We start from the raw sequence: 20,432 nt of genomic DNA, 5'->3' as shown, positions 1-20,432 counted from the left end.
AACCGAGCATCATCCACGAACGGGCTCCGCTTCCAGCCAAAATGTCTTTGCCAGCAAATGGGACTCCCCGGGCCCTCTTCTCAGAACTCCAGGTCGAAAGGGTCGATTTGGATCATCATCGACTGGGATGTCATCGGAGAAGTGCTTGAGGTTCCAGCGCCCCGGCTCGATTTTTCCCTCAACGACCATACCTAGACCTCGAACGGAGCCATTTTTCGCTTTCGCAACCATCTGAGCCAAGGCATCCGGAAAGAGCATCCACGAGTCCTCCATATCAAAGACCCACTCCCCCTCCACGGGTTCCTCCTCTGCATCGAGCCAGTTCCAGTGAACTCGGATCCCCCTCATAGAATTCATCTGCGCGGCGACGACCTCTGCGGGAAAACCGATTTCCGACTTCCGCAAGCGAACCCTTACCTCGGGAAGGCTATCTGGAAGAACCTCCTCCTCCACGTTTTCGCAGCCCAGCCGGGCCACCTCATGCTGCAACCCGTGAAAACGAGGAACCATCTGACGAAACTTCCGACTGGCCGTCCGCAATCCTCGGAGAAAGTCCTGCCGGTGGCTCCGAACCTCCTCGGAAGCGCCGAACCATCCCCGCACTCCCGCGAAGCGACCTCGCATGAATGCATTCGACCGGCTTCCCTCGCGAATTTGCAAAGGTTTCCCGGAATGAAGGTTCTCCGCGGAATAGCTGTGGTGAACCACGGGAATCGCTGACGCATACTGCAATCTCCCTCCATCGGCCCGTAAACGCCAGGATAGCTCGACATCCTCTCCATAGAGAAAAATTGATTCCTCGAATCCACCTGTCTTCTCGAAAGCCTCACGATCAACCAGCCAAGCGGCAGCCGAAGACCACTCAACCTCCCCGGTGAGCGGATGATAGATCTTCGGATGTTCCCACGGCGTTTGTGCAGCTTCCCAACCCACAAACCCTTCGGCGCGGGTTGCCAGCGCCTGCTTCAAAAGGGCGACCAGAGTCCCTTCGGGGAGAGTCGCATCTGGATTCAGGAAAAAGAGAAAGGGAGAATCCCCACGACGGGCCGCGGCGTTGCAGCCAGCTCCGAACCCTGGATTTTCCGGGTTGTGAACCCAGTCAATCCGCAACCGCGAACTCCACTCCTCGACCAGATCCGCGACTACCGGGATAGCCCCATGCTCTTGAACGAAGACCTTCAAGCCGGGGAGATCTTCCGCCGCCTCTGCCAATGACGAAAACCATTCTGAAGCCGAATCCGGACGATCATAAAACACCCCGACGACATCAATCGCTGGCAATTTCCCTGATTCGCCCGGCGTCGAGTGAAGCCCCTTTAGTTGCCAAAACCGTCTCCAAGGGTCGCGCACGATTCCATAGGAAAACACCGTTCGCGCCCAAACGCATTTTCCGCCGGCGAAAACTTCAATTCGATGAGATCCTGCCTCCAACCAATACTCAAAGAGAAACCCTCCCCATTCCGCCGCGGTTTCCCCATCAAAAGCGTCCACCAAATCCTTTCTAGCTCGCCGGGAGACTCGCCATGGAACGCCGTCGACCCGCGTATGCAGATCCTCGACCGGACGGTGCTCTTCATCCAAGCACCATCCCCGAAGGGCAATCAACCCACTCGTGAATCGTCCCGGAGGAGATTTCTCATCGAGATAGAAAACAACGCTCATCGTGGCGATATTGAGCCTCTCCTAGAGGCAGACTCCTTCAGCCAGAAGCCGATGAAAAACCAAATCCTCACTAACGAAGCGGACCGATCTCAATCGAAATCATGGGAATTCCGATCATCCCCGTAGTATCGCTTTTTGTATAGGACCGCAGGACGCAGGCATCGTGCATCCAATGCTGCATTTCGTGATCGGTTTGCGATCCCGTAGCGACCGTCGCGTTCATGACATACTCACCCGGACGCAGAATCGGCATCTGAAAACGAAAGGCAGCCTCCAGTCGTTGCCCTTTACGAAGGACTGATTTCTGCCCTTTCGTGGTCAGGAAAGTATTGTCCCCGAAGAGCACCTGACCACTGGGATCCTTCAGTCCAAATCCTATGATCGGATCCTGGACCGTCTCATTCGCTTCGACAACGACTCGTGCCTCGACCTTCTCCCCTCCGACGATCCATCCCAGTCGACGCCCCTCGATATCCGTCAGCCTCGCATCGACGACCTCAACCCGCTTTGCGCCAAACGAATCTCCGTCAGGCCGAAAAGCAAAAACTTCGATATCGTTCCGATGATCACTAAAATTCAAATACTGAAGCCTCTGGTCGTGAATTTCCTCCCCAAGGATCTGCATCGACTCCGTAGGAGCCTTCCTCTGGCTGACCGGCTTCTCTTCCTCTCCGGAGCCAATGGCTTCCTTCAACGCTTCGGAATCAGACTTTTCACTGTCACCACCCGAATAATATTCCGAGAAATAGGACTCGGTGACATCTTTGGGAATCCCCCGCTGACGAACCACACCCTTATCGAGCCAGAGCGCCTGATCGCACAGACGATTGATCGAGGGAAGGTCGTGACTGACAAAAAGAAGGACTCCCCGCTCCCGGAATTTCTTGAGGAAGCGCATGCACTTTTGCACGAAAAAGACATCCCCGACCGCCAATGCCTCATCAATAATCAGGACGTCGGCATCGACATGGACGATCACCGAAAACGCCAGGCGGACATACATCCCACTCGAATAGGTTTTGACCGGCTGCTCCATGAAATCACCGATATCGGCGAAGGATGCAATCTCGTCAAAACGCTCATCGATCGTCTTCTTGGAAATCCCCAGAATCGATGCGTTCATGTAAACATTCTCCCGCCCTGAGAATTCTGGGTTGAAGCCCGACCCCAGCTCAAGAAGAGCAGCGACTCGACCATTGGTCACGACCTCGCCGCCCGAAGGAGTCAAAGTCCCTGCGATGATCTGAAGGAGCGTGCTTTTCCCGGAACCGTTTCTTCCGAGAATTCCGAAACTGGTTCCCCGCTCAATATCGAAAGAGACCTGTTGAAGCGCATAAAAATCATCATACGCCCGGGAGGCCCGACGTTGCAGTTCTCGGCTGAAATAGCTATTTCGAGGGAACCGGCGTCCGACCGCCCCTAAAAAAGGCGACTTCAACCGATCGAGCGGACTCCTCCAGACTCGATAGGCCTTACTCAGATTTCGAACGGAAACGACTACATCTTTATCGGACATTACTTCTTACAAATATAAATTTAGGTTCGTGAAAATGATTAGACGACGAGAGGAGGAGCCCCTTCTTCGCCTTTGGCCTCCCTTAGAATCTTTCGATTCCAGATCGTGCCCCCCACGAATGCACAGATTCCGAGAACCAAGGCCACCGAGAGTCGGACCAGTCTCCACCAAAGAAGAGAGTGCGTGGGCACCTCACGCCAAACACCATACACATCGGTCGATTCCGGCAATGGCTCGAGTCTCCATTTCCCCGACCCATCTTTCTCCGCGACCGAGACGTTCTCCCAGTCAATCTTCTCGAGATCCATCTGCCCCGAACCTCCCGGCCAAGGCTCGTCCCACCGGACCTTTCCGAGAATGATCTCGGACTCCGTATTGACAGGATCGAGACGAATCTTCCGAGGCGCCCCCGTCGAGAGCAGCACTTGAACCTGAGTCTTTTCCTTCTCGGGAACCGAACCATAGTTCCCCTCCTCTTCCGAAAAACCATTTCCGGAATCGACATACCATTTCAGGATCCCTCCCGTTTGAACCTCAAGATCCACCGTCCACTCCGTATAGCGGGTGAACTGAAAGGCGAGATTGTACCCGAGAAGAGTAATCAAAAGCGTGAAGAAAACAGGATACGGCTTCATGAGATAGTCACCTCGTATTTTGAGTCAAAACCACAGATACATACCTTCCACCATGGTTCATTTCGGGCATAGCTCAGATGCACCTTTGAGGAGTTCATACATCCTCCCCGTTTTGATGAACCCGGCGAACCAAATAGTGAGGGCGAGCTTTGGATTCCTGATAGGTTCGTCCCAGATATTCTCCAATCAATCCAAGACAAAGAAGTTGAATCCCCGAGACAAAAAGAAGGATCGTCACTAGCGAAGGATAGCCAGCAACCTCATCGCCAAACATCAGCGTTTTCACAATCACCCACGCCATCCAAAGAAAAGCGCAAATCGAAATCGTGACACCACAGAGCGAGGCAAATCGAAGAGGAAGAATCGAGAAGGAAAATAATCCATCAAGCGCATACGATACCAGACCTGGTAGCGACCACCCTGACTCTCCTTCCGCTCGCGCACGGTTCTCGTACGAGAAATACTTCGTCCGAAAACCGACCCACTCAAAGATCCCCTTCGAGAATCGATTGGACTCTCGCAATGAAACAATGCAATCGACAACCGCGCGGGACATAGCCCGGAAGTCTCTCGCACCGGGAGTCAAACGGGTAGTCGCCAGCCAATTCCAAACTCGGTAGAACATTCTGGAAAAAAAGGATCGAACGGGAGGCTCATGAGAACGGTCGACCCGGTGGGTAGCCGCCATGTCGAATCCATCATCGAGAATCGCGCGCACCATGTCTCCAATCAGAGACGGGGGATCTTGCAAATCCGCATCCATGACGACGACGACTTCTCCGGTAGAATGCTCCAGTCCGGCGAGAATCGCGGCTTCCTTACCGAAGTTCCGGGAAAACTCAACGATGAGCACCTTTCCGGTTAGCTCTTTTTGTGCATCTTCCAAGACTTGGACCGTTTGATCGGCACTCCCGTCGTCGACGAAGATGAACTCCCACCGATAAGATTCCGCAGCCTGCTGAGCTTTTAGCTCCTTGAGTAGACCCGGAATGTTCCCAGCTTCGTTGAAACAGGGAATAACCAAGGAGATTTTCGTTTGTTCGTGCATGAAAACCTAAAAAACCACCACGACGGCACCCTCGTGAATAAAGACGGATTCCTCATCCGGCCAAGCGGGCCGCTCTTCCGCCAGAGGCTTCAACTTGGATTGTTCGACTCGGGAGCTCCAACCGAAAAGCGGTTCGAAGCGTTCATCGAGAAAAGAAAAGATCCATGACCGTGCGTGCTCAGGGTGCCTTGCACTGCGAATATCGCCTCTTGGTCCCGCCTTACGCCACGGCGTTTTAGCATAAACGTAGATCGGTATCGGCTTCGAAAAATCAAGCCCTTCGGCGGCGCCGACGGTCTCGATCCGAGAAATAATTCGGTTCACGGCCATGAGGTCGGCCTGAGATGCCAAATGATCATCAACCGCATACTCATTCGCCAAAAGCATATGCCCAAACAAAAGGAATCCGGCAGCGACTGCCATCCCGCAAGAGGCGCGCTTCAGCCATCGATCAATCACCGGACCAGTGGCTCGGAACCAACGACCGATGAGATCCTCCAGAGGCAAAGCGACAATGACCCCATAAACCAGTCCAAAGACAAAAAGCGTTCTCGGAGGAAAAACCTCTCTCAGGGGAGCCGCAAGCGAGAGGAGAAAGGGGCTCACCAGAAGGACCAAAAGCAAGGCCAACGCGTAAACTCCTCGACAGATCAGGCGCTTAGAAAAGGTTTTTAGGCAGACAAAGTATATAAAAATGAGAACGGCCACTCCGCTGGGGACAACCACCCAATTTGAGAAATACTCGACTCGAAAACCGGAGAAAAACGGAATCGACCAGCTCGAAAATAAACGAAGAAAGCGCTCAACATTCTCCATCGACAAAAGCGTAGCCAAATCCATATCCGAACGTGCTAAGTGTATCCCGAGCGCGGAATAAATCACCTTCGTCCCCACCAGATAAAGAACTAAACCTGCCAGGATCAGGAGCGCATATTTGGCGAGATTGATCAGATCAAATCCCCTCTTCCCATCCAAAGTTTGCTTCAGAGAAGCCCCCACCGCACCAGCAATAGCAATCTGAATCGACGCTTGGTAAAAGCCGGGGGAGGCCGCAAAACAGAGGATCCCGAGGACCGGATGCTTCCGAAAACAAAGAAACAGCCCCGCTGCGGCTAGGAAATTTCCAATCGGATAAGCCAATCGAGTGCTATCGAAGCTGAAGAGATAGGCATATAGGACAGATATCGTCGTCAGGGCGCAGAAGAAAAAGATCGATCCTCCACGTCGCAGCCCGATCACTCGTGCCACTAGATAGGACGCAATGATCTGAATCAGAAGCCCGGCAAATCCAGCGACAAAGCCCCCGGAACTCGTATCCAGAATATGCTCAAAGATCCAATAATACCCCCAACGCCCCAAGATCAGAAACATCATGGAATCCCCGGAAGCCGGCTGCATCTGGATAATATCATCGGCACGATAGGCGGGGACGAGGAACTGAAAGCCGTAAGTCGCAAAGGCGAGAAAAGCCAGAAGGGAAAAGTGGACGGCCGAAAACTCCCCACAACAAAACCTCTTCCAGGAACCACCCGGGCCCCGAGTGGCGCCAACCGGATACGAGATCTCCTCAGAGGACATCCGCAAAGCCTTTTTTGAGCCGGTTGAACACGAAAAATCCAAACATGAATACGGCAAAAGCCGTAAGATAAATATACAACACCGGCTGAAGTTGGAGCGGCTCATGCCATAAAACCGTCCTCCGGGCCTGCTCGACAATGTGCGCCAGCGGGTTGAATTTCAGAACGGGGTAGAACCCAGCAACGATCACCCGATCAATCGGATAGAAAATCGCACTACAGTACATCAAAGCCAAGGTGAGGAACTGCATCAACTGCCCAATGTCGCGGACAAATACCCCGATCGCCGAAAACAGCCAACCAAGCCCGAGGGAAAAAAGAATGACCGGGAAGACCAAGAGAGGCAGAGCCGCGGCCGTCCAAGACAGATGTCGGCCGAAGACAAAAATCCCGACAAAAACAAGGCAAATACTAATCAGAAAGTGATAGATCGAAGATCCCACTTGGGCCACGGGGAGGATCTCCAGCGGAAACACCACCCTCTTCACAATGTTGGAGTTTCCCAGGATAATGGTCGTCGAGACCCCCATCACCTCCGCGATCAACTGAAAGATGGTGAGGCTCAGGAAGATGCCCAACGCATAATCGAGGGCCGTTTCGTCCGAAGCGGCATCATACCGACCATTGAAGATGACCCCAAAGACAAAGGAGTAAAGGGACATCATCAGAAGAGGATTCAACACCATCCAGACCACGCCGAGGTAGCTCCCCTTGTGCCGGGCGCGGATATTGCGAACCGTAAACTGCCAGAGGAGTAAGCGATTCGTCCCGAGGGTCGATACGATATCAAGCGGAAGTCTGAGAATGTTCTTTATCATTGAGAAACTGCAGGTTGATAGAGACGAGCCGTCGAGGGCTCCATCTCAAAAATCAGGTCGCCCTTATCTTCGGAGAGACGATAATCGATTCCACGGTCAATGAGCCAGGCTTTGGTCATCAGGTTGCGACCGGGATCGAAAATAACCTCCTGACCAGAAACGCTTTCAAGGCCCTCTTCGATGGACCGGGTCACCCGCAAGGTCTCACCACTACTGATGCAGAGGATGGCGACTGAGTTGACCACTCCCAAAACCAAGGCGAACCCAGCGCAGAGAGCCGGAACCCAGTGGTTTCGGGTTGCCAGTAGGAGCCGTGAAGAGGATGGATTTTGGTTCCTAAAAAAGAGCGGAGGCAGCAAAAAGAACAGCGGAAAGACCCACACAAACGGAACCCATCGGGCCCACCAACTCGGGAGAACGAAACAAAACCCGATCAGGACTAGAAATAGACCTATTCGAAAAAAGCTGCCGAAGGAAACCTTCGGTGGAAACGGCCTCCAGGAGACCAACGCGGCCAGGACCGAAAACAGCAAAACCCCGGAAAAGAGAGGCCCGAACCCTCCGGCCCCATGCCCCGGCCATTGAATATTTCGGAAGGTGTCCCACTCTTTTGGCTTCCAGGTCAAAGGAACCTTCACGGAAGCCCCTCGATAAATATCCGTCTCCTCTACGAGGGAGCGCAAAAACTGTATTGGTCGCGAAAGCCCTTGGTGTGATTCGGGAACCACGAGATCCAAACTCTTATCAAATTGATCGGGCTCGAAAATCGCTCGGTACACGAATCCCCGTGAATAGTATGCTCCTTGGCGCGATTGCCCACTACCTCCGGCGGACCCGATAACCCAGAGCAGGCCACCGAATACGGACACCAAAATGATCGCGCTAATAACCCGGACCTTCCCACTTCGAAGAAACCGAGGCCACCGCAACGCCTTCTGCGTCTCTAAAGAATCGTCTCCTTTCTTCCACCATCCCAGTTTCACACCGAGAATCCCGAGAGCTAAAAAACCTCCGAGAGGGAGAGAAAATGCCAAACCACTTCGTTTCGAAACCAAGAGCAATAATAAGGCGACTACCGAGACAGCGATGGCCCGAAGATCTCCCCGCACGGAAAGTGCGTATAGTGCGACGATGCTCAGAGCTGAATAAACCGCCACGTCGAAATCCATGAACAAAACCCATAGTTGATACAGGCATACTGGATTGAGCGCGACGAAGAGCCCTACCGCCCCAGCCGCCCATCTGCCAAGACCTGCACGGCGCAGGAGGTCTCCCACCACAACTGCGACCATGAACAACAAAAGGATTCGATATCCCTTTGCCCCTTCAATACCAAAAGGAAGATCCCCCATCAGCGAAGAGACCACGTACATCCCGTTAAAATCGAGATAAGCCGTGAACACCGAAGGGGCCTTGCGCAGAAGACCGTCTTCCGGTTGCGCCGCGAGCCACCCCGGCTGCGGATCGATGATATTCCATCCTTCCCGGATGAGATGAACCGCCCGTTGATGAGTTTCCAAGCTATCCCATCCCACGTCGAGAAAACGAGAAGCAAGCCCGGAAGCGGCTAGAAGGAATACGGCATGAAGAATCAGAACCGCCGAAATCCTAACCCCATTTGATCGAAAGGCGGACTTCTGAAATCCAACCCCCTCCCCGAAAGCGCTGGCCCCGATAAGCCCTCCAATCCCATAGAGTCCCCACCACCAAAGACCAAAAGCAGCACCGAAGAAAAATCCGATTCCAGCCCCGAGGATCAAAACCAAATTGGCCAGGAGAATGGAATAGGCCAGTCTACGAACGATACTCATGATCTTTCGATCCCGTCACCAGCCAGGTTGGCTGACGCCCCAAAACCCTTCATCTCTGCTTTAACGGCTCCCCCGCATGATCGAGCCGACGGTGCGAATCAATATCTGCAAGTCGAGCATCACCGAGGCGTTCTTCAGGTAGTAGAAATCGAATCCCAGCTTCTCGCGTACCTCTTCGTCATTCGCCGCGTAACCGAAATTGATTTGCGCCCATCCAGTCAGCCCCGGCTTGACCAGCGTCCGGTACGGATAATACGGGATCCGTTCCCCTAAATCTTCGGCGATATCAATCCACTCTGGGCGGGGACCAATGAAGGACATATCCCCGCGAATAATATTCCAGAACTGAGGGACTTCATCGAGGCGCGTGCGTCGGAGAATGTATCCGATCCGCGTCACACGGCTGTCGTTGAGGCGGTCTGCATCCCGGGTCTCTTCCTCTCGCAAGACCGACATGGTCCGCAGTTTTAAGATGGTGAACGGCTTGCTCCGAAGCCCCACCCGCTGTTGCTTGAAAAAGAGCGGACGTCCGCTCTCCGCCCAAATGACTCCGAGGAAAAACAGAAGGAAGGGAGCCGCCACGAGGAGGCCAATGCTCGCGAGAAGAATATCGGAAAACCGTTTCCAGCGATGGTATACCGGATGAGTGAGCCTCAGATCCAACTCGAGGAACCAGTTCGGCCGCACGTCTGAGCAATCGACCCGATAAAAATAGCGCTCTACGAAGGCTCTAGCATGAGTCACTTGAATTCCGGACTCAAGGCAATCCATCCAAACGGGAGGGCTTTCGGGGGATCCGGACTCCTCGGGAACGACGACTTCGTCGATCTTGAGCTTGTGGCAAACCTCCATCAGTCGGGTATTTTCAATCGTCGTATCGTAAGAATCCGGGAGATCTGCGACGCGGAACGGTAGCCCGCTCTTCTCGATTCGATCCCGTAGATCCTCCCTCTGACCGCGATTGAGGAGGAGAAGAATCCGTCGCCGGGTCCGTCCCTGGATCCGAAAAAGCATTCCCCGAAATCCCGACATCATCAATCCAGCGGCAATCATCGACTGGATCGAAACGGTTCGCCCCAGTTGCTGCAGCGCCAGACCGTAAAGGATGACCACGGCCAGAAGAAAGGTAATGACCAAAGAGAATATAATCCGGATGGTGACTGGCCAAAACCTCTGCTGGCGCAGCGGATCGTGCAATCCCGCAATATCCGCGACCAAGGCCAGCAATACCCCAAACCCAATCGCCGCCGGATAACCAGCTGGTTGCCCGGCAAAGGAGGGTTGCCAGCCGATCGTCAAATCCGGATTGAGAAAGTATGCCAAAAGAATGGCGAAGACCCCGGCAAAAAAGTCGACGACGAGCCAACTTCGTCCTCCAAAATACCAGTCTGTACGGCTCTGCACCCGAGCGCTCTTCTCCCCTGTTTTCATCAAATTAGTTAATCTCCGGATTCCAGTCCGGGAAGTGATTCCGGTAGACCTCCAACGTCCTCCGGATGACCTTTTCCTCGTCGAATTTTTCGACTGCCAAGGCTCGATTCCGTTCGCCCATTTCGGCTCTTTTCCCCGCATCGGATGCAGCCTGAGCCATGAGTTCGGCCAAGAGCTTAGGATCCTTACGATCCAGCACCCATCCGTGGGTCCCATCTTCGACGGCCTCCGCACACGCAGGAATATTCGTGGTAATGATAGGCAGGCCGCAGGATTGCGCTTCCATGATAATTCGCGGCAGCCCCTCCCCATAGAAGGTCGGATGCACCAGCAGATCAACTGAGCGCAGGAGCGACGGCACATCCTCGACATTCCCGAGCCACTTGAACCCGGGGATGCGGGTCCATTCTTGAATCTCCTTCACAGTATAGGATCCCGGGCTCCCTTCGTCCGGCATCCCCGCCAGAAAAAACTCGGCGCTTGGTCCCTGATACTCCTTCGCAGCTTTCGCGAAGAGGCCCGCACCTTTCCCTCTCAAAAGACGTCCCGCCGAAAGAAATCGAACGGTTTCCGGACTCTTCTCGATCGCCAATCCTCCCTCTGAAGAATACAAATCAACATCAATCCCTCCACCGGGAAGCTGCTCAACGGGATAGCGGCGTTTCTTACCCATGATTTGCATCACCTTGGCACGATCGCCCCGATTTTCCACGATGACCGGTCCTCGGGGCAAACACCAACGAAGGAGAGGGCGCAAAAACGCCCGCAAAAACCGTTTGGACAACTCGTTCCCGGAAAACGCAAATCCCATACCCGCTACCGAGTGGACGACCTTGGGTCCCGAGGCCCCTGCCGCAAGCGTTCCCAATAAGATCGCTTCGAGGGTAAAATGGTGCATCAAATCGATCGACTCCCGGCGGTGAATCTCACGAATCTGCCGAACGGTTTTCCACTTTCTCAAAGGCGATATATCCCGACGCTTCATGGAGATAGGGAAAAACTCCACGCCTTCCTCCTGAAACCTGGAAGAATACTCGTCCTCTGGAGCAATAGCGATGACTCGCAGCCCGCACTTTTGCGCCGCCTTCATATCCGCGAGGCGAAAATGATAAAGGAACCAACTGGTGTTCGCCAGATAGCCAATCGTCTTAAGTTTCGTCATGAATATCGTTTAACTTCGCTGGGCTCGGCGAAAAAACCAGAACCTAATCAATGAAGCCGCGCCAATGGCCAGCAGAATCGAATAAGGTCCGAAGCGGATTCGGTAGAGAGAGCCAACAGCAGGAAGAGGATAGACCAAGGCAAGAATCATCAAACCCGCACCGATAACGAGAAAGAAAAGTGGCTTGGAGGGCCGAAGGACCAGATGGAAGAGCCCAGCGCCCAGCAATAGGTAGGAAACGATCATCTCAGCCCCAGAGACCATCCTCTGCAGGTTTCCAGTCAAAGTAGTCCGGACGTCGTACCATTGATGGGGGAACGGGGCGAGTAGTCCTACGACAATGCCTCGGGGAATGTAGAAAATGACATCGGAAGCACTGCGAAATTGGACCTCTTGATCGACGTAGCTGGTCGCATCCGGAAAGAGCCAAAAGAAAATCGTCCGATTGTGGATCAGTTGATGAATTTGATCATCGACTCGGCTTGGAATCCATGAGGTACGAATCCAAGGAGTCGACGGAGGCCCACGCCTGAGTCTCTCCGTTAGGTTGAGGTTCTCGGTCTCCTTTTCGACCACAATTTCTTCCACTTCAGTGTCCTCGGGAAGAGTCTCTCCCTTCCCTTCTCCACCTTTTTCACCCGCCAGGGGGATGATCAGCATCAACGTCCCGAAGAAGACCAACAGTGAGATGGCCGAATCCTTCCACTGACCACCGGTCCGTCCTGCAAAGATTAGCTGAGATAGAAGTCCCGCCGAACCGGCCGCAACGGCGAAAACCACAAGCGAATAATCTCGCACCACTGATATCGCCCCAGCTCCGGCAAGGATCAGCAAGACTCCCAATATTTTAAGCCTCCACTTTCCCTGACCCAGTATCAGCAGACTCCCTAAAAAAAGACCAAAAAGCCCCAGACAATAGATACCGTCTTTGTGAAACTGAGCGACCCAGACAAGCGTCGATGGGAAAAACGCAAACGGCAGCGATCCCACCAAGCTTTCCTTCCATTGGAAGCCGCAGACCCGGAGAATCAAGAAAAGCAAAACGACGGAAAGCCCATGAATCCCGGCATTCAGCGGGAGAAGGTATAATGGCGAAGGCCCGGTGATCGCGTAAACAGCTGCCATAATCCCGACCGGCTGATTCGCGGACCACCCCGGATTCAGCTCCCACCGCTCCCAGCCGTGAGCGCGAATATCTTCCGACATCTGCACCGCCATCACGTGAAAAGGTCCTGAATCCAGTTCGGGAATGAACCCCGCCGGAGTCATCCCATCGGTGACAGCTGGTGCAATGACTTCTTGCACAAGGACACCCGCGACAAGGACATAGCCGTAGACGAGAATAAAAACCAGGGCCAGCAACTTGGCCTCTGACCGCAAACTGCTTCGATTTTGGTTCATCGGCACATTTCCGCGTAAACTTCCCGATATCGATCTGCAGTCTTCTGGATCGAGTAATTGCGGGACCTTTCGCGGGCCCCCTTCCCCATTCTCAGGGTGAGGTCTCGATCCGAGAGACACTTACGAATTGCCCCGGCCCATTGATCCACTTCCGTCGAAGGCAGAAGAATCCCGGATACGCCATCCCGCGCAATCACTTCGCTCAATCCCGGAACGTCACTGGCTAGGACCGGCAACCCCGCCGCCATCGCCTCAACGGCCACTAAACCAAATCCTTCCCATAGAGAAGGGAACAAAAACACGTCACTCTTCGCGTAGAAGGAACTCACATCGGAGACGTATCCGGCAAAATGAACATTCTCCCGGACGCCGAGACGATCGACCAGGCTCTCCAATTCCGGCCTCTGTTCTCCATCGCCCACCAAAGTGTAGGTCCAATCCGCAGGCTCGACCGCGGCCAACGCTCGAATCGCTGTCGTAAAATTCTTCTTCTCCGTCAATCGCCCGACCGAAAGAAACCTCAGCGGACCATCCCTCCGTTCCACCTCGCCCCGCATGAAAGCATCCACATCGACCCCATTGGAAGCCACCCGCAAGAGAGAACGAGTCTTGGGCAACCACTCCTCCATCGAATCCCGAACCCCTTCGCTGATACAAATGATTCGGTCGTAACCCTCATAGAGGAATCTGTCGAAAACTCGACCGCCGGGAATATGCCTTCTTCGATTGCTCGTATCATGCTCAGTCGTCACCAAAAACGGCTTTTTTTTCAGTCCTCGAATCGCATATTTCCCAAAAAGCTGACTCTGCGTCAGATGCGTGTGAACTACATCGATCGATCCGGACTCTTCCATTTGCCGGAGGACCTTTCTCAAACGAAATGGTTCCTGCCATCGAGGATATCGCTTTCCAAACGAAACGACCTTTTCCGTTCCCCGATCATCCCCCGATTCCATGCTCAAGATCCAGGAATCAATTCCATCCGCCAAGTGTTGCCGATGAATTTGCGGAATCATCACTTCCGCCCCCCCTCCGATTAGACGATTAATAATATGAACAACTTTCATTTTCACCCTAATCGGAAATTTTTCCGGGCGCACCCTGAATCGGCACATCTCTTTCCAGAAAATCGACCAAATTACCCGCGATCTGATCCCAATCAAAATGATTGCGGGCCCATTCCCGTGTTCGCAAAGCCTTTTGATTTCTTTCTTCCACAGTCATCTCCAATGCACGGGCCATCGCCGCCGCAAACGCCTCATCGGAGTCTTCCTTGGCGAGTATCATTTCTTCGAGAGGAAAAGCCGCCATTCCCGGAAGGAGCGAGCTCACCACCAGACGTCCAGAAGCCATGTATTCAGCCAGCTTTGACGGGAAAAGATAGCGTGCTTCCGGCGTATCGATTTCGTGAGGGTTCAAGAGAACATCCGCACTCGCCATTGCCTCGAGTCGCTCTCTTTCAGTCTTCAGAAAACCAAGATACTCAATGTTCTTATGACGCGCAGAGGCCTCTCGAACGCGCTCTTCTTCCGGTCCTCGGCCCGTAATTCGCAACCGGAACCTTTCTGGTCCTACCTGCTCATAGGCATTCAGTAATCGGATGATTCCCCGCGGACGATTCAGAGATCCCGAATAGAGGAATGTCGGTAGCTCGCTAGAGGCATCCGGCAACGGACAATCAAGCAATTCACGAAAAAAGGGCCCGTCCGGCGCAATTCCCGGGACATGCAGGGTCGGCTTGCCGGAACCAAACTCCGTAAGAACATTTGGATTGAGGGCCGCAATCTTGTCCGCCGCTTTCAGGAGCCGAACCTGCCATCGAAACCGCCAGGTGGAGGGCGAAAAACTTCCCCGGTCCAAGAAATCCAAATCGGTGATAAATGGATACATCGGCAACTGCAGAGAGCGACATATCCCAGCCAAGAAACCACCCTGCTCATGCGTGGGGCCCAAATTATAAACGAACACCTTCGGGGTGGCTCCCTCACCACGCACCATCCGACACCAGCTCGAAAGGTATCGCTTGAGTTGCCCGGCGATCCCCACCGTTTTAAATGGCTCGAGGTTGTTTATCCCCAAAGAAACCAATGGTGTTTCTGGATACCCCTCGATCGTCCCACCCAGTTCTCGGGGAAACCACTGAAATCGGTCTCGTGGGAAGAGACGGACCGGAGGAGTCGTTAAAATGGCGTCCGGCTTCCACCCCTTGCGACTCATTCCCGCGAGCAGAGAACGTTGCACATCAATGGTCGGGGACGACCCCACACCAAAACGCTCCTCCCATGACGGAGGGTAGACGCTTCCGATGAATAACCAACGAGTCATGGAATCTGATCTGTTCACTGTGGGTGGGTTGCTTCAGCGCCCACCTGAGCGACTGCCCAATTATTTCGTTTCCGCATAGGTGGATGCCGAACAGCGATAAACAAAGCGGGGAATGCCTCCACCGCTTTGACTCTTGCAGAGAGGCAGCGGAGGGAGCCAGACGAGCCGAGAGCAGTGGAGGGCGCTAAAGCAACCCTCCTACGGTAAAAGATTTCCTCATTCTCACCCAATCAAACCTTTGTACAGCTCAATGAAACTCGGCACAACCACCTCCGTTGAAAACCGCCTTTCCGCACTTTCCCGGGCCGTCTTCCCCATCCGGATCCGCAAATCGTAGTCCTCCAGAAGCTTCCGAATTGCGCCCTCCAACGCCACAGCGTCTTCCTCTGGGCAAAGAAACCCGCTCTCGCCATCATCCACGATATCAGGAATTCCCCCAATGGCGAAGGTGACGACCGGACGACCACACGCCAATGCCTCGACTCCGGTATTGGGCAGATTATCCTGTCGCGAAGGCAGAACGACAATATCGGCAGCGGAATAGGCAAGCGCGAGGGAAGCATCGTCGTGCAACCATCCGAGCGAGTGACAGGGAATATCCCCGAGATCGCCAGGCGAACCATTCCCGAAACAAACCAACCCAAACCGATTGCCGGAATCCGCCAAGGTTCGGCAGGCTTGTCGCAACAGGTCGAACCCTTTACGAGGATCGCCGGCACCGGCTTCGGAACCAAAGAGAACCAACCGCTGATCCTGCGGAAGCTTGAGCAACCTCCGGGCCACTTGTCGGTCCACGGGATGAAAAACCGACGTATCGATTGGATTCGGTAAAACCTCCGTTTGATGTCCGGACCAAACAGAACTCGCTTGGGCTCTTTCGGCCATCCAACGGCTTGGGGCCACCGCCGTCAGGTTTAGCCCCTCATAGCTTTTCGTTTTCCGGGCCCGGATCTTTTCTTCCCAACGCTGATAAAGGCTGGATAAATTCTCTTCTCTCGGAAACGGCGGGTAATGCCGCAGACCGGAGAACGCCCATTCGTCATGAAAGGTCCAGCAAACCGGAATCGACCGCCCCATATGGGTGGCCAACTTTGGCAATAGTCCAATCGGCACAAAACCTCCCTGCACCCAATGCAAATGAATTACATCCGGCTTCCACTCTTTCATTGGGCCGAGGTCCCATCGCGGAAGCCATGAAGGTGATGAATACGAATCCCGAAAGGCTTTCGCCGGAAGCAGTGCCATGCGATCCAGCCACGGTCGCGCTAGTGACCAGTATTTTCCAGCGCCTTTCCTTGGACCGAAGACAGTCGGATCCGAGGTCACTTTGTTCTGCACCCACATCGCCGAATTGACGCCGCTCTCGATCAAGGACCGATGTAAGCGGTAGGCCGCAATCGAGGCGCCATTGATTCGATCAAAGGTGCTGAGGTGAAGAACTTTCATGGGGAATGCAAAGATGGCGAACATCGAACGTCAAACTTTCAACGTCCAACATCGAATGAACCCGTTTAACGTTTAGTGTTTAAAGTTGAGCGTTTAACGTTCGCGATCTGCGTTTTCATCTCAATGCTCATCCCTCTCGCGAAGGGTTGCTACGGCAACAAACCAATTTCGTCAGAGATCGAATGGCCAACCCGGTCGGAACCCGAGCAAGCCCGTTTCCGGCCCACAAGAGTCGGCGCACGGTCGTCGCCGGACGATTGCGGCCCAAGTGATAATACCTTTGGAGATGCAAACGGGTCCGCAGTGCCGATTCGTCCAAGACCCCCGATGAACGATTCGCCCGCAGAATCTCCCCCATCCACTCATCCACTCGAGACAACTCCACCGCAGGCTGCGGCAGATTGTCATAGCTCACCGCGTGGTGAACCTCCATCTCTTCGCGAGAAGGCTTCATGCCCAACCGACGAAGGGCTCGTTCGCGAATACGACGACCTCCTTCTTTTTGCTGCCGCACGTAGGCCGTGACCTTGACCTCGGGATCATTACGATACCGCAGGAGAGGCTCGGAAAGATTCGCAGAGCGGATCTGGGAACAAGCCCTCTCCCAGAGATCATAATCTTCCGCGGTGGGAGTCTCTTCATAGACCAATCCCTTTTCGCGAAAGGCCTCTGCCCTCCACATGACTGTCGGATGAAGAAAACTACAGTTAAAGAGGAGGTTGCATCGAATGTCTTCGTGCTCGGTGGGAACGGCAAAGGTAGACTCGCCGGTTTCCGCTGAAATGGCATTCGTGCCAAGCAAATCAACATTCGGGTTCTTTTCCAAAAACTCTACCTGTTTAGCCAACCGCTCCGGCAACGCTCCATCATCCGCGTCCATTCGAGCGATTAGCTCCCCTCGGGCTTTGTCTATGGCACGGTTCAAAGTTTTGGCCACACCCAGATTCTCGTCGTTGGGCAGAGCCCGGACACGCTCATCCGTGAAGGATCGAGCGATTTCCAACGATCCGTCGGTCGAGCCATCATCCAAAACGAGGAGCTCCCAATGCGGATACGACTGAGCGACGATGCTCTCAATCGCAGCCCGGAGATACTTCTCCCCGTTGTAGACGGGGAGGAGGATGGAAATTCTTGGCGTCATTGAATGTGGGTGGGTTGCTTTAGCTCCCACCTAGGAGGAGAAGACGAATCAAACCTCTAACGAACAGCTATAAGCAAAGATTTTCTGAGGATGATTTTCGAAATCATAATTGGGCTCCAATGGGAGTAACGGAGAGGCAGCGGAGGGCGCTTAAGCAACCCTCCTACAATTGGGCACGAACGGTTCGGATTAATTCGCCATGAGCCTTCAACCATTCATCCCGGTTGAAACGCTCCTCTGCACAGCGCCGAGCACCTTCGCGGAACAAGGTGTATTCCGCTCTAACCTTTCGAATCGCCTCGGCAAATTGTTTCGGGTCCGCGGGACGCTCTCGTTCAAAATCTTCGACAGACTCGACCGCGACTCCAGCCTCAGAAGAGACCATCTCCGGTAATCCTCCGCTGCCCGCATAGACAACCGGCAGCCCGGAGGCCAACCCTTCGGCGACCAGCCGCGGGCAGGGATCCATCACTTTGGTATGCAAAAGAACCTCTGCCTGCGCAAACAGAGCGGGCGCCTCACTTTGCAAGTAGCGACCCTGAAAATCGACTCGATCCGATACTCCTAGGTCTACAGCCCAACCCCGAGCCTCGGCCAGCGCATCCTCCTGAGATTCTCCCCAATTGTAAGCCCCGGCAACGATCATCCGATACTCCTCATCGAGCTTCGCGAGCGCTTCCAAAGCCGTACGCACGCGGTAGGCAAACTGGTGAGATCCCGCGAGAAGAATGCGAAACGGAATCCGTCCAGATCCATCATACGTCCCTTCGGCACTACGACCTTCTGCAGATGGGCCAAAGGCATGAACGTCCACCGGGTTGAGAAGCACCCGCGAATATTCCGGCTCCTCCACCTTCAACCATTCGAGAGCGCAACGACGGCAAAACCCTGCTTGGTAAACTACGGCATCGGCTCGTCGGTGAACCCAAGCGGCACGCTCGTTCTCGATCTCCCATCCCTCCGGCTTCCAAGCGGGATAGGCGACTCCATTCTGATTCAGAATAATCTTTGCCCCGAAAAAGCGAGCGACCCTCACCTGCCAACGGACCGTCCAAGGATAGCAACTACTGATCAGATAGAGAGTATTCGCCCGCCAACGACAGTTCGGATAGACCTCCGAAAGATCCTGCAATTTCACGATACCGCCAGATGCGGGCTCATTCCGCGAAGGAATACGCTCGTAGCCGTAGAAGACCCGTGGAGACTTCGACGGAAATAGGCGACCGAGGGCGAAACGGAGCGGGCATTTGAGGAGAATCTCAAATGGACGAACAACGTATCGCTGAAAACGATGATTCATGACCCTCTCAACCTCCTACCATCGGCATAGGCGAATGGATGCAACCATTCTGATTCCTCACTCAACAAATCCCTCAAAAAACTTCTTCCAGAGAGGATCCTGCGACCGATAATCATTTTCCTGCGCGGTAACAAATCCGTGACTCCGTAAGGAATCCCGGTCCACCTCTCCCCGAGCGATCTGTAAAAGGGCCTCCCCCATCGCCTGGCTGTCTTCTTTGGGGACCAACAAAGCGTTCTCTCCATCATGAATCAAGTCCGTTGCCTGACCGACAGGAGTCGAAACTAGGGGCACCCCGGTCGCCATGGATTCGAGGATCGCATTGGGGCCACCCTCTTGACGCGAGGAAACCAAGTAAGCATCCAACGCGGGATATAGAGTCCCGACTTCTTCTGGATTCTCAAACTGTCGATGAACGAAGGGTACTCCCTTTTCCTTCAACCCCTCCTTTACGTACCCACGGGCTGGACCGCTGAGAAGAACGAAAACGTTCGGATGAGCCGCGGCGAGAAGAGCGCAGGCTTCCACGAAGAGATCCGGCCCTTTGATCAATTTCGGTTCGAGCCCTTCGCCCCATCCGTTTCCATCCTTCTGAAAAGAGCCAACCACAAAGGCATTTCCCGGCACTCCCAAGGTCGCCCGCGTTCTTTCCCGATCGGTGTGACTGAACGGCTGGAAAACGCGACCGTCGATCCCGATCGGTATGCGATGGAGAATCTCTTTGCGAATCCCGACCGAGACCAATGCTTCCTCCATCTCCCGGTGGGTCACCTGCACCCGCTGCAATTGGTCCTTGTGCTTTTCGATTCGGGAAAACAACTCATCAAACTCGGGATGGCCCGTTCCCGGCAAACCGTGAAACATTGCGGTCGCATTCCGATGTTCGTTCTTCAACCAGTCATCTTTTAATAGACTGAACTGGCTTCCCCAAAAAATAGACTGTCGCTTTGAGTACCGTTGCCAGAAGTCCTTTTCCTTCACGTTCAAGCCGATCCGGCGGGAGATTTCGCCGACCGCCTTCATTTCCACATCAATCGCCCAGCCCGCGTTATCACGAACCAAGACAAGCCGCGAATACTCACGCCACAGGCGAGTGCGCATCTGCAGTCCCAAGCCCGCCATCTTTTTTATCATCTTCATTTAATTCTCGGCAGAACTG

16 protein-coding genes are annotated in these 20,432 nt (G+C 54.0%); all 16 read right to left on the bottom strand.

Annotation, left to right across the window (positions count from 1 at the left end):
- Positions 1 to 9: 9 nt before the first annotated feature.
- Positions 10 to 1,662: a glycosyltransferase gene (locus H5P30_RS04905; RefSeq protein WP_185691840.1), complete on the bottom strand. Its 1,653-nt coding sequence runs from the start codon at positions 1,660 to 1,662 to the stop codon at positions 10 to 12.
- 70 nt (positions 1,663 to 1,732) lie between these two features.
- Positions 1,733 to 3,178, bottom strand: coding sequence for an ABC transporter ATP-binding protein (locus H5P30_RS04900; protein WP_185691839.1), 1,446 nt, complete (start codon positions 3,176 to 3,178; stop codon positions 1,733 to 1,735).
- Between the two features lie 38 nt (positions 3,179 to 3,216).
- Positions 3,217 to 3,813, bottom strand: coding sequence for a hypothetical protein (locus H5P30_RS04895; RefSeq protein WP_185691838.1), 597 nt, complete (start codon positions 3,811 to 3,813; stop codon positions 3,217 to 3,219).
- Between the two features lie 94 nt (positions 3,814 to 3,907).
- Entirely contained in the window at positions 3,908 to 4,861 is a 954-nt protein-coding gene (locus tag H5P30_RS04890; protein WP_185691837.1) for a glycosyltransferase family 2 protein, read from the bottom strand.
- Between the two features lie 6 nt (positions 4,862 to 4,867).
- Positions 4,868 to 6,439, bottom strand: a complete 1,572-nt coding sequence (locus tag H5P30_RS04885; RefSeq protein WP_185691836.1) for a glucosyltransferase domain-containing protein — start codon at positions 6,437 to 6,439, stop codon at positions 4,868 to 4,870.
- Positions 6,429 to 7,256 carry an ABC transporter permease gene (locus H5P30_RS04880; RefSeq protein WP_185691835.1) on the bottom strand — a complete coding sequence of 276 codons (828 nt, stop codon included), beginning with the start codon at positions 7,254 to 7,256 and terminating at the stop codon, positions 6,429 to 6,431. Before H5P30_RS04880 ends, H5P30_RS04885 begins: the two co-directional genes overlap by 11 nt.
- A complete protein-coding gene (locus tag H5P30_RS04875) occupies positions 7,253 to 9,067 on the bottom strand; it encodes a hypothetical protein (protein WP_185691834.1) in 1,815 nt (604 codons plus the stop codon). The genes H5P30_RS04880 and H5P30_RS04875 overlap by 4 nt, the downstream gene beginning before the upstream one ends.
- 60 nt (positions 9,068 to 9,127) lie before the next feature.
- Positions 9,128 to 10,498 carry an exopolysaccharide biosynthesis polyprenyl glycosylphosphotransferase gene (locus tag H5P30_RS04870; protein WP_185691833.1) on the bottom strand — a complete coding sequence of 457 codons (1,371 nt, stop codon included), beginning with the start codon at positions 10,496 to 10,498 and terminating at the stop codon, positions 9,128 to 9,130.
- 4 nt (positions 10,499 to 10,502) lie between these two features.
- Positions 10,503 to 11,660 (bottom strand): glycosyltransferase family 4 protein, encoded by a 1,158-nt coding sequence (locus H5P30_RS04865; RefSeq protein ID WP_185691832.1) that lies wholly within the window; start codon positions 11,658 to 11,660, stop codon positions 10,503 to 10,505.
- A 9-nt stretch (positions 11,661 to 11,669) separates the two neighbouring features.
- A complete protein-coding gene (locus H5P30_RS04860) occupies positions 11,670 to 13,061 on the bottom strand; it encodes a hypothetical protein (protein ID WP_185691831.1) in 1,392 nt (463 codons plus the stop codon).
- Entirely contained in the window at positions 13,058 to 14,128 is a 1,071-nt protein-coding gene (locus tag H5P30_RS04855; RefSeq protein ID WP_185691830.1) for a glycosyltransferase family 4 protein, read from the bottom strand. The genes H5P30_RS04860 and H5P30_RS04855 overlap by 4 nt, the downstream gene beginning before the upstream one ends.
- Before the next feature lie 7 nt (positions 14,129 to 14,135).
- Positions 14,136 to 15,386, bottom strand: coding sequence for a glycosyltransferase (locus H5P30_RS04850; RefSeq protein ID WP_185691829.1), 1,251 nt, complete (start codon positions 15,384 to 15,386; stop codon positions 14,136 to 14,138).
- A gap of 222 nt (positions 15,387 to 15,608) precedes the next feature.
- Positions 15,609 to 16,832 carry a glycosyltransferase gene (locus H5P30_RS04845; protein ID WP_185691828.1) on the bottom strand — a complete coding sequence of 408 codons (1,224 nt, stop codon included), beginning with the start codon at positions 16,830 to 16,832 and terminating at the stop codon, positions 15,609 to 15,611.
- Positions 16,833 to 16,959: 127 nt separating this feature from the next.
- Positions 16,960 to 17,973: a glycosyltransferase family 2 protein gene (locus tag H5P30_RS04840; protein WP_185691827.1), complete on the bottom strand. Its 1,014-nt coding sequence runs from the start codon at positions 17,971 to 17,973 to the stop codon at positions 16,960 to 16,962.
- Positions 17,974 to 18,136: 163 nt separating this feature from the next.
- Positions 18,137 to 19,273 (bottom strand): glycosyltransferase family 4 protein, encoded by a 1,137-nt coding sequence (locus tag H5P30_RS04835; RefSeq protein ID WP_185691826.1) that lies wholly within the window; start codon positions 19,271 to 19,273, stop codon positions 18,137 to 18,139.
- Between the two features lie 57 nt (positions 19,274 to 19,330).
- Positions 19,331 to 20,413 carry a glycosyltransferase gene (locus H5P30_RS04830; protein WP_185691825.1) on the bottom strand — a complete coding sequence of 361 codons (1,083 nt, stop codon included), beginning with the start codon at positions 20,411 to 20,413 and terminating at the stop codon, positions 19,331 to 19,333.
- Positions 20,414 to 20,432 lie beyond the last annotated feature (19 nt).

It is taken from the genome of Puniceicoccus vermicola (assembly GCF_014230055.1).
In the GTDB taxonomy this organism is placed as follows: Bacteria; Verrucomicrobiota; Verrucomicrobiia; order Opitutales; family Puniceicoccaceae; genus Puniceicoccus; species Puniceicoccus vermicola.
Note: the sequence above shows the minus strand (reverse complement) of the source record. Positions and strands in the feature narration are given on the sequence as shown.

Excerpts from the sequence above, each read along its gene's own strand:
- H5P30_RS04870 (WP_185691833.1), bottom strand. The coding sequence starts at position 10,498 with ATGAAAACAGGGGAGAAGAGCGCTCGGGTGCAGAGCCGTACAGACTGG.
- H5P30_RS04855 (WP_185691830.1), bottom strand. The coding sequence starts at position 14,128 with ATGAAAGTTGTTCATATTATTAATCGTCTAATCGGAGGGGGGGCGGAA.
- H5P30_RS04845 (WP_185691828.1), bottom strand. The coding sequence starts at position 16,832 with ATGAAAGTTCTTCACCTCAGCACCTTTGATCGAATCAATGGCGCCTCG.
- H5P30_RS04880 (WP_185691835.1), bottom strand. The coding sequence starts at position 7,256 with ATGATAAAGAACATTCTCAGACTTCCGCTTGATATCGTATCGACCCTC.
- H5P30_RS04875 (WP_185691834.1), bottom strand. The coding sequence starts at position 9,067 with ATGAGTATCGTTCGTAGACTGGCCTATTCCATTCTCCTGGCCAATTTG.
- H5P30_RS04900 (WP_185691839.1), bottom strand. The coding sequence starts at position 3,178 with ATGTCCGATAAAGATGTAGTCGTTTCCGTTCGAAATCTGAGTAAGGCC.
- H5P30_RS04835 (WP_185691826.1), bottom strand. The coding sequence starts at position 19,273 with ATGAATCATCGTTTTCAGCGATACGTTGTTCGTCCATTTGAGATTCTC.
- H5P30_RS04840 (WP_185691827.1), bottom strand. The coding sequence starts at position 17,973 with ATGACGCCAAGAATTTCCATCCTCCTCCCCGTCTACAACGGGGAGAAG.
- H5P30_RS04865 (WP_185691832.1), bottom strand. The coding sequence starts at position 11,660 with ATGACGAAACTTAAGACGATTGGCTATCTGGCGAACACCAGTTGGTTC.
- H5P30_RS04895 (WP_185691838.1), bottom strand. The coding sequence starts at position 3,813 with ATGAAGCCGTATCCTGTTTTCTTCACGCTTTTGATTACTCTTCTCGGG.
- H5P30_RS04850 (WP_185691829.1), bottom strand. The coding sequence starts at position 15,386 with ATGACTCGTTGGTTATTCATCGGAAGCGTCTACCCTCCGTCATGGGAG.
- H5P30_RS04830 (WP_185691825.1), bottom strand. The coding sequence starts at position 20,413 with ATGAAGATGATAAAAAAGATGGCGGGCTTGGGACTGCAGATGCGCACT.
- H5P30_RS04885 (WP_185691836.1), bottom strand. The coding sequence starts at position 6,439 with ATGTCCTCTGAGGAGATCTCGTATCCGGTTGGCGCCACTCGGGGCCCG.
- H5P30_RS04860 (WP_185691831.1), bottom strand. The coding sequence starts at position 13,061 with ATGAACCAAAATCGAAGCAGTTTGCGGTCAGAGGCCAAGTTGCTGGCC.
- H5P30_RS04890 (WP_185691837.1), bottom strand. The coding sequence starts at position 4,861 with ATGCACGAACAAACGAAAATCTCCTTGGTTATTCCCTGTTTCAACGAA.
- H5P30_RS04905 (WP_185691840.1), bottom strand. The coding sequence starts at position 1,662 with ATGAGCGTTGTTTTCTATCTCGATGAGAAATCTCCTCCGGGACGATTC.